This is a genomic window from Rubellimicrobium mesophilum DSM 19309, from assembly GCF_000600335.2.
GTDB classification, from domain to species: Bacteria; Pseudomonadota; Alphaproteobacteria; order Rhodobacterales; family Rhodobacteraceae; genus Rubellimicrobium; species Rubellimicrobium mesophilum.
The window spans coordinates 16,692-31,412 of sequence record NZ_KK088588.1 but is presented as its reverse complement, the minus strand read 5'-3'; the positions used below and the strand labels follow the sequence as shown (position 1 = coordinate 31,412).

The window sequence follows — 14,721 nt, the reverse complement described above, 5'->3', positions numbered from 1 at the left end:
CCAGCCCGGTCGTCTGGCGCAGCGGCAGCCCAAAGAGCGCCTTCAACATCAGGCACGCCTGGATGGCAGCATCCGAGAAGGTGGTCGGACGCCCGCGCCGGCCACTCGGGGCGGCGATCCACTCCATCTCGGGATCAAACCAGACCAAAAGCGAGCCGCGCTGCTTCAGGGCTTCACTGTAGGCGCGCCAGTTGGTCGTGCGGTAGGTCGGAGGGTCAGGCTTGGGCATCCTCATCCACTAACCCACTCAGCCTCCAAGAGGAATCCCGCAGGATTTGCGCAACAGAGCCGATTGGCGCTCAGGCACGCCACGAAAATGAGTTCCGTAATCATCATTTGGCTCCCCCGACTCTTGGCGAAACAACGCTGCTACGCCGAGGACGGCGCAAGCTGGCGGAGCCGGGCAGCAGATCAAGTACGAAGCGTGCATCCGGCTGTCGGGCAGGATGGCCTTCCCCTGTGTCAAGCATAGCACAATCGGTCCAGCCATCACAGCGAAGGCGAGGGCAGTTGGCGAGTTCCCGGCAACTGTAGGCGCAAAAAGGTCCCTCAGCCGCCCTGCTACCGCAGGACCCGATAAACGGACTGCTCTGACACGTTGAGGGTCTCAGCGATGGCCTTCCAAGTCATGCCCTGTGCCGCCAATGGTCGCTTCGCCCTGGCGATCTCGCACCTGTTCGTTCCCGGGATCGTGCCCTCGGCGGCGAGGCTGCTCTCGATGCCGGACGGGGCGACGTCCTGAGGATCCTGCCGACGACGCCCGGGCGACGGGGCGGCCCGCTCGCCCTCCGCGCATATCCTGAGCAAATAGCGGCATCAGGAAAACAAATTTCTGCATCCGCCCCTTCTGTCATAGCCCTTTCCCATAACGAGGTTCCTGCAATGGGAGGAGAGGTGCCATGGCCGAGGACATGCTGCACGTAATGGGATGGCACAACGGGGATAAGGAATATTCACCCTTCTCCGAGGCCGAGATGAGCCGACGGCAAGGCGATATCCGGACATGGATGGCCGAGAACGACGTCGATGCCGCGCTGTTCACGTCCTATCATTGCATCAATTACTATTCCGGCTGGCTCTATTGCCAATTCGGCCGGAGATACGGAATGATCGTCACCCAGGACAGGGCGCTGACGGTGTCCGCCGGGATCGACGGCGGCCAGCCCTGGCGACGGAGCTTCGGCGACAACATCACCTACACCGATTGGCGGCGCGACAACTTCTACCGTGCGGTGCGCCAGAACCTGCCGGGCGTGAGGCGCCTCGGAATCGAGTTCGACCACGTCTCGCTCGACTTCCGACGTCAGCTCGGCGAGGCGCTGCCGGGCGTGGAGTTCGTGGACGTGGGCCAGCCCTCGATGTGGATGCGGACCATCAAGTCCGAGGAGGAGCGGAGGCTCATCCGCGAGGGCGCGCGGGTCTGCGACGTCGGTGGCGCGGCGGTGGCGGAGGCGGTGAGGGCGGGCGTGCCCGAGCATGAGGTCGCCATCGCCTCGACCAATGCGATGATCCGCGAGATCGCGAGGTCGTTCCCCTATGTGGAGCTGATGGACACCTGGACCTGGTTCCAGTCGGGCATCAACACCGATGGCGCGCACAACCCGGTCACCAATCGCGTGGTCCAGTCGGGGGACATCCTGTCGCTCAACTGCTTCCCGATGATCTTCGGCTACTACACCGCGCTGGAGCGGACGATGTTCTGCGACCACGTGGACGACGCGAGCCTCGACATCTGGGAGAAGAACGTGGCCGTCCACCGGCGGGGGCTGGAGCTGATCCGACCCGGGGCGAAGTGCAACGAGATCGCCGCCGAGCTGAACGAGATGTACCGGCAGTGGGACCTGCTGCAGTATCGCAGCTTCGGCTACGGGCATTCCTTCGGGGTGCTCTGCCACTACTACGGCCGCGAGGCGGGCGTGGAGCTGCGGGAGGACATCGACACCGAGCTGAAGCCCGGGATGGTCGTCTCCATGGAGCCCATGGTGATGATCCCGAACGGCAACCCCGGGGCGGGCGGCTACCGCGAGCACGACATACTGATCGTGACCGAGGATGGGGCGGAGAACATCACCAAGTTCCCCTTCGGCCCCGAGCACAACGTCATCCGCAACTGAGCCTGAGATGGCATCTGCGCGGCCCCGCGACAGGCGGGGTCGTTCGCGTTGGTTGGGTTCGACCACAGCGGCCTTGGACCGGCTTGCGGCGAGGTGCCATGGCCCAGTCAGAGGGCGCAACTTCCCCTACCCCGCCGGGCGGCAACCCAGGGACGGAACCACCGTAGCAGGGACAGGTGAAGAAACGGCTAACGGCCGGGAGGAACAGCGCTGCGGCGACCCCGGATCGGGGCGCGCCGATCCGTCCCGATCCGGTGTCGCGCCAAGGCTGCCATGCCGGCGCCGACCTCGCGACGGACCCCACCCAGACCCCAGTAGGACGCGGGGCGGGGGTCCGCCCTCGGCGTCACTCCGCCGCTTGGACGGCGACCGGTTCGGGAAGGCCGAACTCCTCGCGCAGCGCCGCCACGATGCCGTCGGTGCAGACCCGAAGGAGGATCTCGCCCTTCTCGCGCGTGGCCTCGCGGGGGGAGGAGAGGGTGCCGCTCGCCGGGGTGCGGGAGGGCTTCACGGGATAGACGTCATAGGGCGGGAAGGTCGCCGGGGCATGGTCCACCGCCCGGTCCATGTGGACGAGGTCCGGGTAGAGTGCCAGCATCAGCGAGGTCTCCAGCACGCCGCCATGCTCCAGGTCCCAGCCGGCGAAGCCGTCCGGGTAAAGGCGCGCGATGGTCTGCTGGTCCACGAAATCCCAGTAGGAGAGGACCACCACCCGGAGGTCCTCGATCCCATCCCAGCGCAGCTCGCGCAGCGCGAGGTCGATGCCCTCGACGATGAACCAGGAGTTCTCGAAGTGGCCGTTCACGAGGCAGATCTGCCGGGCGCCGTGGCGCGCGAACTCCTTGAGGACGTCGCGGAGCTGGGCGACCAGCGTCGCGCCGTCGAGGCTCGCGGTCCCCGGCATGTGGTTGCCGCCGCCCGATTTCTGGTGCGACTTGTAGCCGTAGGTGAAGGGCGGCGCGACGAGGCCGCCGATCCGCTCGGCCGCGCGGCGGGCGAACTCGGAGGGCAGGAGCACGTCGACGTGCATCGGCATATGGCATCCGTGCTGCTCCATGGAGCCGAGGGGCAGCAGGATGGGGGTGCGCCCGCCGCGCACCCGGGCGTGGTAGTCGGGCCAGGCCAGCTCGGCCGCGAAGGCGCTCTGGGATGTCATAATGTCCTCCTCGTGGGGCCTCAGGGGCTTGGCCGGACAGTAGGAGGACGTTGCGGGATGAAAGAAATTTATTATCCTCATCAAGGTATAAGGGAGGAAAATGGATGACCTCCGTCACCAACTTGCAGACGGACTTGCTGCGCTCCTTCGTGACCGTCGTGGACCTTGGTGGCTTCACCCGGGCGGGGGAGACGCTGGGGCGCACGCAGCCCGCCGTCTCATTGCAGATGCGCCGTCTCGAGGAGCTCGTCGGGGCGCCTCTCTTCGTCCCGAAGAGCCGCCACATCGAGCTGACGGAGGACGGGCAACTCCTGCTGCGCTACGCCCGCGACATCCTGCGGCTCAACGACGAGGCGGCGTCGCTCCTGCGCGGCAGCACGCTGTCCGGCGTGCTGCGCGTGGGGCTGCCCAGCGACTACGCGGTGACGTTCCTGCAGGGGGTCGCTGACCCAGTACATGCGCCGCAACCGGGGCGTCACGCTCGAGATCCATTGCGACCTGAGCCCGGTCATCCTGGCCGAGCTGGACCGGGACGAGCTCGACATCGTCATCGCCATGACGACGGTCGAGCGGACGCGGCTGCTGTCGCGCGCCTGGGTCGAGCGGCCGATCTGGGCGGCGGCCCATGGCCTCTCGGTCCGCAAGCTCAACCCGGTGCCCCTGGCCGCGCATCCGGAGGGCTGCGCCTACCGCGAGCGGATGATCCAGGCGCTCAGGGCGGCGGGGCGGCCCTGGCGGATCGTCTACTCGGACCCCGGAATCATGGGCCTCCAGAACGCGGTGCTGAACGGGATCGGCGTGAGCGCGCTCACCGGGCCGACGCTCCTCGACGGGATGCGGGTCCTGGGGCAGGAGGACGGCTTTCCGCAGCTCGAGGAAATCCGCGTGGGCCTCTTCTACAATCACCCGCGGCTTTCCGAGGCGGGGCTGCACCTCGTCAGCCATCTGGTCGCCAAGCTCGACGAGGCCGTCGCCGGGGGGCTCCACGATTTCCGCAAGGCGCCCGTGCATTACTGACGCAAATGCCGGCATTAGGAAGATGAATTTCTGATATGGACCGGCCGGTCCTAGGCTCCTCCCCGTAGAAACACCCGGCCCTGGAAGCCGGGAGGGAGGACACCATGACCACGCATCTCGTTCCGAAGGGGATTTCGCTCGCGTCCCGCCGAGGCTTCCTTCGCGGGGCCGCAGCCCTGGGGGGCGCCGCCCTCGCCACCCCCTTCCTGAGCCGCCGGGCCTTTGCGGAGCCGACCGAGCTCACCATGCTCGCCTGGTACGGCCATGCCGAGCCGGATGTCGTGGCCGAGTTCGAGGCGGAGAACAACGTCCGCTTCGTGCCCAAGTACTACACCGGCGGCGACAACATGCTGGCGCTGATCTCGCAGTCCCCGCCCGGCACCTTCGACGTGATCCTCTCGGACGCCGAATACGTGCAGCAGCTCAACGCGATGGGCTACATCGAGCCGCTCGACCCGGCCGACTACGCCTTCGACGAGTTCTTCCCCGAGTTCCAGCAGTTCCCCGGCCACTGGGTCGACGGGCAGCTCTACTCGGTCATCACGCGCTTCGGCTTCCTGGGCGTGGCCTACAACACCGACGCGCTGACCGAGGCCGAGGCCTCGACCTACGACGTGTTCTGGGACGAGCGGCTCAAGGGCAAGCTCGGCCACTTCGACTGGCACCTGCCCAACTACGGCGAGATGAGCCTGCTCGCCGGCAACGCCTCGCCCTACGACATCGACGCGGCGGCTTGGGCTGCGGTGCAGGACAGGACGATGACGCTCCGGCCCAACGTCGGCGGCTTCTTCGACTACGGCGGCACCTTCTCCTCCCTGGAAAGCGGCGAGATGCTGGCCTTCGCCGGGATCGGCGACTGGATCACCGGCGTTCTGGAGCGCAACGGCGCCAAGGTCCGCAGCGTGATCCCCGAGCAGGGCGGCCTGCAATGGACCGAGTCCTTCTCGATCGGGAAGGGATCGGCCAAGGCCGACCTCGCCAAGGCCTGGATCCAGTACATCACCTCGGCGAAGGGCCAGGTGAAGTCGGCGACCATGGCGGCCTACCCTGCGATGGTGCCGAACCAGAAGGGCTGGGAGCTGCTCGGCCAGGCAGCGCCAGAGGAGGCGCGGCGGCAGAACATGGTCCTCGGCCAGTCGAACGCGATGGACCTGATCCGCTCGGGCCGCATCCAGTACCGTCAGCTTCCCATCCAGCAGAGCCTGGAGGAATGGGCCGACGCCTGGTCCGCCTACAAGGGCAACTGAGGGCGCGGGGATGTTCCACTACAACGCCACCAACCTGCCGCTCCAGGGGGCCCCCGGGTCCCTTGGACGGCCCGCCAAGGGGGCGGCGAAGAAGCCCCCGCCCAGGCGGCGGCGCGTCACGCTCTACGGCCTGACCTTCTCCCTGCCGCTCCTGGCGTGGCAGCTCCTGTTCTTCCTCGCCCCGCTCGCCTTCCTGGTCGCGCTCAGCTTCTGGACGGTCCGCAACTTCCAGATGCGACCGGACTTCGACCTCGTGAACTGGGCCACGGTCTATTCCAACCCGGTCTTCTGGCAGACCTACCTCCGCACCCTCGTGCTGGCGGTCGGGGCGGCGGCTCTCACGAGCCTTCTGGCCTTTCCCTGCGCCTACGCCATCGCCTTCAAGCTCTCCGAGGGCGCGCGGCGCTGGGCGACCTTCCTGATGGTGATCCCGTTCTTCACCAGCTATCTGGTGCGGGTCTATTCCTGGCAGATCTTCCTGTCGGACCACGGCATCATCAACGCCCTGCTCGGGCGGGTGGGGCTCGGCCCCGTCCCGATGCTGAACAACACCTTCGGGACGATGGTGGGCTACCTCACGCTGGCCTTCCCACTCGTGGTCCTGCTGCAGCTCTTCAGCCTCGTCTTCGTGGACCGGCGGCTGATCGAGGCCGCGCACAACATGGGCGCGCGGCGGCTCCGCACGATCCTCGAGGTGGTAGTCCCCTCGGCGCGGGTGGGCCTCGTCATCGCGGCGCTGTTCTGCTTCATCCTCACCTTCGGCGACTTCGTCAGCCCGCTCTACCTCGGCGGCGGCAACCCTCCGACGCTGTCCATCATGATCACCGACACGACCAAGGCCGGGCAGCAATGGCCCCGCGCGGCGGTGATCGCGCTCACCATGATCGCCACGCTGCTCGCCGCCGCCTTCGGCGCCGTGGGCTACGCCTACAAGGGACGCGCCCGATGACCGACGTCAACCGGAACCCCCTGATCGACTGGGCGCTGCGGCTCTACGTGCTCGCCTGCTTCGCCTTCGTCTTCGCGCCCATCGCGGCGAGCTTCGTCTTCTCCTTCAACGAGGACCGATTCCCCTCGCTCCCCCTCGGCGGCTTCTCGACCGAGTGGTATCGGGCGGTCGCGGCGGACCCGCTGGTCTGGGACGGCCTCTGGAACACCCTCGTGGCCGGGGTCGCCGTCTCGCTGGCGGCCACGGTGCTGGGCTTCGGGGCGGCCTACACGGACTACCGCTACAGGTTCTTCGGCAAGACCGTCTATCTCGCCCTGGCGCTGATCCCGCCGACGATCCCGGTGGTCATCATGGGCCTCGCCATGCTGGCCTTCCTGTCGCGCATCGGCCTCTCGGGCCTGAGCTGGTCGGTCATCCTGGCGCATATCGTCATCTGCGCGCCCTTCGCCATGGCCATCGTCCGGCTGCGCCTGTCGCAGATCGACCCCGACCTCGAGGCGGCGGCCTGGAACCTCGGCGCCTCCGAATGGCAGGCGATGGCCCATGTCATCCTGCCCTTCGCGCGGCCGGCGATCCTGGCGGCCTTCTTCATCACCATGGCCGTCTCCTTCGACGAGTTCGCCATCGCCTGGTTCGTCTCGGGCCTGAACGAGACCCTGCCGGTGAAGGTCCTGGGCTTCCTCCAGGGCCAGGTCAGTCCGCGGATCAACGTGATCGGGACCTTCGTCTTCCTGGCCTCGATGACGCTGGTGATCCTCGCTCAACTGCTCCTGTTCCGGCGCCCGGCGCCGGAGCCCAACCCCTGATGGGAGGCCACGACATGACGGGACGACCCCTCGTGGAGTTCGACAAGGTGACGAAGCGCTTCGGGGGCCTTCGTCGCGGTGCAGGACCTCGACCTGACGATCCAGAAGGGCGAGTTCCTCGCCATCATGGGATCGAGCGGCTGCGGCAAGACCACGACGCTGCGGATGCTGGCGGGGCTGGAGGCCCCGACCGAAGGCGAGATCCGCCTTCGCGGACAGCGCATCAACGACCTGCCGACCTGGAGCCGCGACACGCCGATGGTCTGGCAGAGCCTCGCGCTCTTCCCCTTCCTGAACGTGCGCGAGAACGTCGAGTTCAGCCTCAGGATGCGCGGCATGGCCTCGGCCGAGCGGAAGCGTCGGGCGATGCACTGGCTCGACCGGCTGCAGATCGCCGAGTTCGCCGAGCGCGACGTGACCCAGCTCTCGGGCGGCCAGCGGCAGCGCGTGGCGCTCGCCCGCTCGCTGGTGACCGAGCCCGAGATCCTGCTCCTCGACGAGCCGCTCTCGGCGCTCGACGCGCATCTCAAGGTGCGGATGCAGGCGGTGCTGGCGGACCTCCAGCGGCAGCTCGGCATCACCTTCGTCTACGTGACCCACAGCCATTCGGAAGCCTTCTCGATGGCCGACCGGGTGGTCATCATGAGCCGTGGCCGGATCGAGCAGGTCGGCAGCCCGCGCGACATCCACGGCGCCCCGCGCACCCGCTTCGTCGCCGAGTTCCTGGGTTCGGCCAACATCTTCTCCGGCAAGGTGATCGGCCGCGACGGCGCCCATGCCGTCGTCGAGACCGCCTCGGGGCGGCTGCGCGTCGACCCGGCGGCGCGCGCGCTCTCGGCTGGGGAGCCCGTGACCTTCACGGTGTCCGGCGACCGGGTGAGCCTTAGCGCGACGCCCCCGGCGGGGGACCTCAACGTCATCCAGGCCAAGGTCGTGAGCGAGGAGTTCGTCGGCGCGACCACGACGGTCCACATGGAGGCGGCCGACGGCACCGAGCTCAAGGCGCAGAAGAGCCACGCCGAGCTCGCCCAGATCGAGATACGCACGGGCCAGCCCGTCTTCGTCTCCTGGCCTGTCCAACAGGCGCATCTCCTTCCAGCCGCCGCCTGACGGTCCGGGGCAGGGTCAACTCGCGCGGCCGGTCCGAAAGGGCCGGCCGCGTCCGTTTCAGGCCGGCGCGCGCTGAGCCATCCGCCAAGCCTCGGGCGTCGTGCCCTCCGCCTCGCGGAAGGTGCGGATCAGGTGGGAGGCGTCGCAGAACCCGGTCTCGGCGGCGATCCGGGCGACCGAGCGGTCGCTCCGCTCCAGGAGGTGCTTCGCCTGCGCCAGCCGGATGCGCCGGTCGGCCTCGCGCGGGGTGATCCCCAGCGCGTCGGCGAAGTGCCGTTCCAGCTTGCGCCGTCCGACCCCAGCCGCTGGGCGAGTTCGGTCATGCCGACCGGCGCCTCCATCGACTGCTGCATGGCGAGGAGCGCCCGCTTCACCAGCGGCTCCTTCGTCGTCAGCTCCAGCGGCAGCCCAGGCTGGGGCCGCTCCGCGCCCATGGCCTCGTCGATTATCATGATGGCGAGGCTCTTCCTCGCCGCCGCCGGGCCGATGTGGCGGTCCACCAGGAAGGCCGCGAGGTGCGCCGACGACGCCCCACCCGAGCAGGAGAGCCGGTCGCGGTCCACCACGAAGATCTGGTCCGAGACGGGCAGGAGGCCGTCGAACTCGGTCAGGAAGTCCTCGTGGTGGAACCAGCTCACGCAGGCCTTGTAGCCGTTCATCAGCCCCGCCCGGTGCAGGATGAAGGCCCCCGTGCAGACTCCCACGAGCGACACCCCGGCCTCGGCCGCCCGGCGCAGGAAAGCGATGTGGTCGGGATGCAGCCGCTCGATCTCGTTCATCAAGCCGCCGACCACCACGATGTAGTCGAAGCGCGAGGGGTCGCCGAGCCGCTCCTCGGGGTTGATGCGGATGCCGCAGCTCGACTCCACGGGGTCCATGGTCGGCGACAGAACCCGCCAGCGGCAGAGGATCGGGCGCGAGCGGTCGCCCTCGTCCGCCGCCAGCCGCAGCACGTCCACGAAGTTGGCGAAGGCGCAGAGCGTGAAGCGCGGCGCCAGGATGAAGCCGATGCGGAGACGCGGGGCAGGGGGGGCCATGTCAGGGTTCCGGGATCGAGGAGGCGTCCCGAGCATACAACGGATGTGACGCAACGATACAGGCACGATCCGCCCCCTGTGGCATCATGCACATCATCCGGCAGGCCCCGATCGAGAGCCCCCTCCATGACCCATTACTCCGCCTTCGCCCTCCTCAAGAACGCCCTGTCCGGCCACAAGAACTGGCGCGAGCAGTGGCCCGACGCCCAGCCCAAGGCCGAATACGACGTCGTCATCGTCGGCGCGGGCGGCCATGGCCTCGGCGCCGCCTACTACCTCGCCAAGGAGCACGGGATCACCAACGTCGCGGTGATCGACAAGGGCTGGCTCGGTGGCGGCAATACGGGGCGCAACACCACGATCATCCGCTCGAACTACCTCTACGACGAGAGCGCGCGCATCTACGACCACGCGCTCGACCTCTGGGAGAACCTGAGCCAGGAGATCAACTACAACGTCATGTACTCGAAGCGCGGCGTGCTGATGCTCGCGCACAACGTCCATGACGTCCAAAGCTTCAAGCGGCACATCCACTCGAACCGTCTGAACGGCGTGGACAACCGCTGGCTCACGCCCGAGGAGGCCAAAGCCTTCTGCCCGCCGCTCAACATCGCCAAGGACGCGCGCTATCCCGTGATGGGCGCGGCGCTCCAGATGCGGGCGGGGACGGCGCGGCACGACGCGGTGGCCTGGGGCTACGCCCGGGCGGCGGCGGCGCGCGGGGTGGACATCATCCAGAACTGCCCCGTGATCGCCATCCGGCGCGGCCCCGACGGGGCGGTGCAGGGCGTCGACACCGCCAAGGGCTTCATCAAGGCCAAGAAGGTCGCCGTCTCGGCCGCAGGCAACACCTCGGTCGTCCTGCAGTCCGCCGGGCTGCGGATGCCGCTGGAGAGCTTCCCGCTGCAGGCGCTGGTGTCGGAGCCCATCAAGCCCGTGTTCCCCTGCGTCGCCATGTCGAACGCGGTCCACGCCTATATCAGCCAGTCCGACAAGGGCGAGCTGGTGATCGGTTCGGGCACCGACCAATACGTCAGCTACTCCCAGCGCGGCGGCCTGCCGCTGATCGAGCACACCATCGCCGCAATCTGCGAGGTCTTCCCGATCTTCTCGCGGATGCGGATGCTGCGGAAGTGGGGCGGCATCGTGGACGTGACGCCCGACCGCTCGCCGATCCTGGGCAAGCTCCCGGTCAAGGGGCTCTACGTCAACTGCGGCTGGGGGACGGGCGGCTTCAAGGCCACGCCGGGCGCCGGGCACCTGCTCGCCTGGACCGTCGCCAAGGACGAGCCGCACCCGATCAACGCGCCCTTCACGCTCGAACGCTTCACCACCGGCCGGCTGATCGACGAGGCCGCCGCCGCCGCCGTCGCGCACTGAGGTCCATCATGCTCCTGATCCACTGCCCCTACTGCGACGAGACCCTCCCCGAGCCCGAGTTCGCCTATGCCGGCGAGGCGCACATCGCCCGTCCCGCCGACCCGATGGCCCTCTCGGATGAGGAGTGGAAGGATTTCCTCTTCGTCCGCTCCAACCCGCGCGGCACGCATTTCGAGCGTTGGCGGCACATCCACGGCTGCGGGCGCTTCTTCAACGCGGCCCGCGACACGGTGAGCGACAAGTTCGTCATGACCTACCGCGCGGGCGAGCCGCGCCCGAACCTCGACGCGCTGAAGGAGGCCGCAGAATGACCGCCGCGTTCCGCATCCCCGGCGCCGGCCGGGTGGATCATTCCAAGCCGGTCCGCTTCACCTTCGACGGCCAGTCCGTCGAGGGCCGCGCGGGCGACACCGTCGCCTCGGCGCTGCTCGCCAACGGCATTCACCTGATGGGCCGGAGCTTCAAGTATCACCGCCCGCGCGGCCTCGTGACGGCGGGCTCCGAGGAGCCCAACGCCCTGATCGGCACCTCGCGCGGGCCGGGCCGCTTCGAGCCCAACACGCGGGCCACCATGCAGGAGGTCCGCGAGGGGCTGGTCGCCGAGAGCCAGAACAAGTGGCCGTCGCTGTCCTTCGACGTGGGCGCGATCAACGACCGGCTCTACATGCTCTTCTCGGCGGGCTTCTACTACAAGACCTTCATGTGGCCCCGGTCCTTCTGGGACAAGGTCTACGAGCCCTTCATCCGCCGCGCCGCCGGCCTCGGCAAGTCGCCGACCGAGATCGACCCCGACCACTACGCGAGCCGCAACCTCCACTGCGACGTGCTGGTCGTGGGCTCCGGCCCCGCCGGCCTCGCCGCCGCGCTCGCCGCCGGGCGGTCCGGCGCCTCGACGGTCCTTGTCGACGAGCACGCCGAGATGGGCGGGACGCTCCTCTCCGAGCCCGGCGTCCGCATCGACGGGCAGGGGGTCTGGGACTGGCTCGCCGCGACCCTCGCCGAGCTGGAGTCGCTGCCGAACGTGCGGCTGATGACCCGCACGACGGCCATCGGCTACTACCACCAGAACATGGTGGGCCTCTGCCAGCGCCTCACCGACCACCTCGCGACCGTGCCCGAGGGTGCCCCGCGCGAGCGGCTCTGGCGGGTCCGGGCCGGGCAGGTGGTCCTCGCGCAGGGTGCCATCGAGAAGCCGATGGTCTTCGACGGCAACGACCGCCCCGGCGTCATGCTGGCGGGTGCGGCGCAGACCTTCCTCAGCCGCTTCGGCGTCAAGGTCGGCAATCGCGCCGCCGTGGTGACGAGCCACGACAGCGCCTGGCACTCGGCTTTCGACCTCGCCCATGCGGGCGTCAAGATCGCGGCCATCGTCGATGTCCGCGCCGAGGTGCCGCGCGTCCTCACCGCCCGGGCCGAGGCGCTCGGGATCGAGGTCCTGACCGGTCATACCGTCACCGGCACGACCGGGCGCCTCCGCGTCGCCTCGGTGCGGGTGAACCCCGTCCGGAACGGTCGCGTCGGCAAGGCCCGCACCATCGCCTGCGACGCGCTCCTGATGTGCGGCGGCTGGACGCCCTCGCTCCACCTCTTCTCGCACACCAAGGGCTCGCTCGCCTGGGACGCCGAGGCCGGGGCCTTCCTCCCCGACCGCAAGACCGAGGAATGCCAGATCGCCGGCGCGGGCCGTGGGCTCTGGGGCATCGCGGCGGTGCTGGAGGACGGCGCCAGGGCGGGCGCGGCGGCGGCCAAGGCCGTGGGCCGGGCGGGCGGCGTCGGGACCTTTGAGGTCGAGGCCGACCGGGCCGGCGGCGGCGTGGTCCTCAAGGAGCTGCCGACCGACCGCAGCCCGGGCCGCGCCAAGGCCTTCATCGACTTCCAGAACGACGTGACCGCCAAGGACATCCGCCTCGCCGTGCGCGAGGGGATGCGCTCCATCGAGCACGTCAAGCGCTACACCACCAACGGGATGGCCACCGACCAGGGCAAGCTCTCGAACATCAACGGGCTGATGATCGCCGCCGATGCCCTGGGCAAGCAGGCGCCCGAGGTGGGCCTGACCACCTTCCGGCCGCCCTACACGCCCACGACCTTCGGCGCGCTCGCGGGCTACCACAGGGGCAGCCACTTCGAGGTCACCCGCAAGACCCCCATGGACGCCTGGGCCGAGGAGCACGGCGCCGTCTACGAGCCCGTCTCGCTCTGGCGCCGACGCCTGGTACTTCCCCAAGCCCGGCGAGGACATGCACAAGGCCGTCGCGCGTGAGTGCAAGGCGGTGCGGACCGGCGTCGGCATCTTCGACGCCTCGACGCTGGGCAAGATCGAGGTCATGGGCCCCGACGCGGCGACCTTCCTGGAACGGATGTACACGAACCCCTGGGCCAAGCTCCAGCCGGGCCGCTGCCGCTACGGGCTCCTGCTCGGCGAGGACGGCTTCATCCGCGACGACGGCGTGATGGGGCGGCTGGCGCAGGACAAGTTCCACATCACCACGACGACCGGCGGCGCGGCCCGCGTGCTCAACATGATGGAGGACTACCTCCAGACCGAATGGCCCGACCTGGACGTCTGGCTCACCTCCACGACCGAGCAATGGGCCGTGGTCGCGCTCCAGGGCCCCAACGCCCGCAAGCTGCTGGAGCCCTTCGTCGAGGGCCTCGACCTCTCCGACGCCGCCTTCCCGCACATGGCGGTCGCGGAATGCACCGTCGCGGGCCTGCCCGCGCGCCTCTTCCGCGTCTCCTTCACCGGCGAGCTCGGCTTCGAGGTCAACGTCCCCGCCCGCCACGGCCGCGCCCTCTGGGAGAAGCTGTGGGCCGCCGGCCAGCCCTACGGGATCACGCCCTACGGCACCGAGACGATGCACGTCCTGCGCGCCGAGAAGGGCTTCATCATCGTGGGCCAGGACACCGACGGCACCGTGACGCCGCAGGACGCGGGCCTCGACTGGGCCATCGGCAAGCAGAAGAAGGACTTCGTCGGCAAGCGGTCGCTGATCCGTCCCGACATGGTCGCCCCGGGCCGCAAGCAGCTCGTCGGCCTCCTGACCGAGGACCCGGGCACGGTGCTGGAGGAGGGCGCGCAGGTCGTCGCCGACCCGAGCCAGCCGATCCCGATGACGATGCTCGGCCACGTCACGTCGTCCTACTGGTCCGAGACGCTCGGCCGCTCCATCGCCATGGCGCTGGTCGCGGGCGGGCACGGCCGGCAGGGCGAGACGCTGCACATCCCGATGCCCGGCCGCACCATCCGGGCCAAGGTGACCGGCGTGAACTTCGTCGATCCCGAAGGCCAGAAGCTCAAGGTCTGAGAGGCACCCATGACCGCGCAGATCCATACCTTCCCCGCTCCCCGTCGCCGTCACGGTCCTGCCGCTGGCCGCGCGCTTCTCCCTCCGCCTGAGGCCCGAGAACCGCGAGGCCGCCGAGGCGGCGCTCGGGCTCCCGCTTCCCGACCGGATCGGCCGCACCGCCGCGCAGGGGGCTCGCCGCGCCCTGTGCCTCGGACCCGATGAATGGCAGATCGACGTGCCCGAGGGCGAGGCCGGGCAGACCGCGACGGCGCTCGCCGGCCACATCCCCCACGCGCTGGTCGAGGTCACCGACCGCGAGGTCACGTTCCTGATCGAGGGGCCGGGCGCGCTCGACCTCCTTTCCGTCGGCATCGCCCGGGAGGTCGGCCGGATGGAGGTCGGGCGCGGCGCCCGCACCGTCTTCGACGGGGTTCAGGCGATCCTGGTCCGCGAAACCGAGGACCGCTTCACCCTCTCGGTCTGGCGCAGCTTCGCCTCCCACGTCGAGGACCTCCTGACCCGGGGCGCCCGCGAGCTCGCGCTCGGCCTCTAGCGCCGCCCTCACGTCGCTCCCCCAAGGCCCCGCGCGCCGGGGTCGCGGCCCCGCTTTGCCCG

The 14,721-nt window shown here is 69.1% G+C and carries 13 protein-coding genes and 4 pseudogenes; 12 read left to right on the top strand and 5 right to left on the bottom strand.

What is annotated here, in order from left to right:
- Together RUMESO_RS15655 and RUMESO_RS28600 are read right to left on the bottom strand one after the other, a co-directional pair.
- Positions 1-229 (bottom strand): transposase (locus tag RUMESO_RS15655; RefSeq protein WP_037277707.1); only part of this gene is annotated, 229 nt, incomplete at its 3' end.
- A 332-nt stretch (positions 230-561) separates the two neighbouring features.
- Positions 562-630, bottom strand: a complete 69-nt coding sequence (locus RUMESO_RS28600; protein ID WP_425414917.1) for a hypothetical protein — start codon at positions 628-630, stop codon at positions 562-564.
- Here RUMESO_RS28600 and RUMESO_RS27890 point away from each other — a divergent pair.
- Both RUMESO_RS27890 and RUMESO_RS15650 read left to right on the top strand, forming a co-directional pair.
- On the top strand, positions 614-742 hold the full coding sequence (locus tag RUMESO_RS27890) for a hypothetical protein (RefSeq protein WP_281177569.1): 129 nt from the start codon (positions 614-616) through the stop codon (positions 740-742). The genes RUMESO_RS28600 and RUMESO_RS27890 overlap by 17 nt on opposite strands.
- Before the next feature lie 157 nt (positions 743-899).
- Entirely contained in the window at positions 900-2,114 is a 1,215-nt protein-coding gene (locus RUMESO_RS15650) for a M24 family metallopeptidase (protein ID WP_037281474.1), read from the top strand.
- A gap of 346 nt (positions 2,115-2,460) precedes the next feature.
- Here the strand turns inward: RUMESO_RS15650 and RUMESO_RS15645 are convergent, their stop codons facing one another.
- Positions 2,461-3,270 carry a creatininase gene (locus RUMESO_RS15645; RefSeq protein ID WP_037281473.1) on the bottom strand — a complete coding sequence of 270 codons (810 nt, stop codon included), beginning with the start codon at positions 3,268-3,270 and terminating at the stop codon, positions 2,461-2,463.
- Between the two features lie 104 nt (positions 3,271-3,374).
- Between RUMESO_RS15645 and RUMESO_RS27315 the strand changes: the two are divergent.
- Positions 3,375-3,518, top strand: a pseudogene (locus RUMESO_RS27315) (LysR family transcriptional regulator); the annotation flags it as partial.
- Here RUMESO_RS27315 and RUMESO_RS27310 read toward each other — a convergent pair.
- On the bottom strand, positions 3,489-3,749 hold the full coding sequence (locus RUMESO_RS27310; protein WP_245639300.1) for a hypothetical protein: 261 nt from the start codon (positions 3,747-3,749) through the stop codon (positions 3,489-3,491). The pseudogene RUMESO_RS27315 and the gene RUMESO_RS27310 overlap by 30 nt on opposite strands.
- Between RUMESO_RS27310 and RUMESO_RS27305 the strand changes: the two genes are divergently transcribed.
- The 5 genes and pseudogenes from RUMESO_RS27305 to RUMESO_RS15620 all read left to right on the top strand — a co-directional run bounded on the left by RUMESO_RS27305 (position 3,727) and on the right by RUMESO_RS15620 (position 8,399).
- Positions 3,727-4,287: a LysR substrate-binding domain-containing protein gene (locus RUMESO_RS27305; protein ID WP_245639299.1), complete on the top strand. Its 561-nt coding sequence runs from the start codon at positions 3,727-3,729 to the stop codon at positions 4,285-4,287. The genes RUMESO_RS27310 and RUMESO_RS27305 overlap by 23 nt on opposite strands.
- Before the next feature lie 104 nt (positions 4,288-4,391).
- Complete coding sequence (locus RUMESO_RS15635) at positions 4,392-5,534, top strand: polyamine ABC transporter substrate-binding protein (protein ID WP_051521382.1); 1,143 nt, start codon at positions 4,392-4,394, stop codon at positions 5,532-5,534.
- Positions 5,535-5,544: 10 nt separating this feature from the next.
- Positions 5,545-6,483, top strand: coding sequence for an ABC transporter permease (locus tag RUMESO_RS15630; protein WP_082484127.1), 939 nt, complete (start codon positions 5,545-5,547; stop codon positions 6,481-6,483).
- Positions 6,480-7,289, top strand: coding sequence for an ABC transporter permease (locus RUMESO_RS15625; protein ID WP_037281472.1), 810 nt, complete (start codon positions 6,480-6,482; stop codon positions 7,287-7,289). Before RUMESO_RS15630 ends, RUMESO_RS15625 begins: the two co-directional genes overlap by 4 nt.
- Positions 7,289-8,399: pseudogene (locus RUMESO_RS15620) on the top strand (ABC transporter ATP-binding protein). The gene RUMESO_RS15625 and the pseudogene RUMESO_RS15620 overlap by 1 nt, the downstream one beginning before the upstream one ends.
- 57 nt (positions 8,400-8,456) lie before the next feature.
- On the opposite strand, the pseudogene RUMESO_RS15615 reads toward RUMESO_RS15620, so the two are convergent.
- Positions 8,457-9,472, bottom strand: a pseudogene (locus RUMESO_RS15615) (GlxA family transcriptional regulator).
- 90 nt (positions 9,473-9,562) lie between these two features.
- Here RUMESO_RS15615 and RUMESO_RS15610 point away from each other — a divergent pair.
- The 4 genes and pseudogenes from RUMESO_RS15610 to RUMESO_RS15595 all read left to right on the top strand — a co-directional run bounded on the left by RUMESO_RS15610 (position 9,563) and on the right by RUMESO_RS15595 (position 14,659).
- Positions 9,563-10,816 carry a sarcosine oxidase subunit beta family protein gene (locus RUMESO_RS15610; RefSeq protein WP_037281471.1) on the top strand — a complete coding sequence of 418 codons (1,254 nt, stop codon included), beginning with the start codon at positions 9,563-9,565 and terminating at the stop codon, positions 10,814-10,816.
- Positions 10,817-10,824: 8 nt separating this feature from the next.
- Complete coding sequence (locus RUMESO_RS15605; RefSeq protein ID WP_037281470.1) at positions 10,825-11,127, top strand: sarcosine oxidase subunit delta; 303 nt, start codon at positions 10,825-10,827, stop codon at positions 11,125-11,127.
- Positions 11,124-14,124: pseudogene (locus RUMESO_RS15600) on the top strand (sarcosine oxidase subunit alpha). Before RUMESO_RS15605 ends, RUMESO_RS15600 begins: the two are co-directional and overlap by 4 nt.
- A gap of 25 nt (positions 14,125-14,149) precedes the next feature.
- Positions 14,150-14,659: a sarcosine oxidase subunit gamma family protein gene (locus tag RUMESO_RS15595; RefSeq protein WP_037281469.1), complete on the top strand. Its 510-nt coding sequence runs from the start codon at positions 14,150-14,152 to the stop codon at positions 14,657-14,659.
- The last annotated feature ends 62 nt before the right edge of the window (positions 14,660-14,721 follow it).

Bases quoted from the DNA above. Each gene is read 5' to 3' on its own strand.
- RUMESO_RS27305 (WP_245639299.1), top strand. From the start codon at position 3,727: ATGCGCCGCAACCGGGGCGTCACGCTCGAGATCCATTGCGACCTGAGC.
- RUMESO_RS15650 (WP_037281474.1), top strand. From the start codon at position 900: ATGGCCGAGGACATGCTGCACGTAATGGGATGGCACAACGGGGATAAG.
- RUMESO_RS15610 (WP_037281471.1), top strand. From the start codon at position 9,563: ATGACCCATTACTCCGCCTTCGCCCTCCTCAAGAACGCCCTGTCCGGC.
- RUMESO_RS27890 (WP_281177569.1), top strand. From the start codon at position 614: ATGGCCTTCCAAGTCATGCCCTGTGCCGCCAATGGTCGCTTCGCCCTG.
- RUMESO_RS15605 (WP_037281470.1), top strand. From the start codon at position 10,825: ATGCTCCTGATCCACTGCCCCTACTGCGACGAGACCCTCCCCGAGCCC.
- RUMESO_RS15635 (WP_051521382.1), top strand. From the start codon at position 4,392: ATGACCACGCATCTCGTTCCGAAGGGGATTTCGCTCGCGTCCCGCCGA.
- RUMESO_RS15645 (WP_037281473.1), bottom strand. From the start codon at position 3,270: ATGACATCCCAGAGCGCCTTCGCGGCCGAGCTGGCCTGGCCCGACTAC.
- RUMESO_RS15625 (WP_037281472.1), top strand. From the start codon at position 6,480: ATGACCGACGTCAACCGGAACCCCCTGATCGACTGGGCGCTGCGGCTC.
- RUMESO_RS15630 (WP_082484127.1), top strand. From the start codon at position 5,545: ATGTTCCACTACAACGCCACCAACCTGCCGCTCCAGGGGGCCCCCGGG.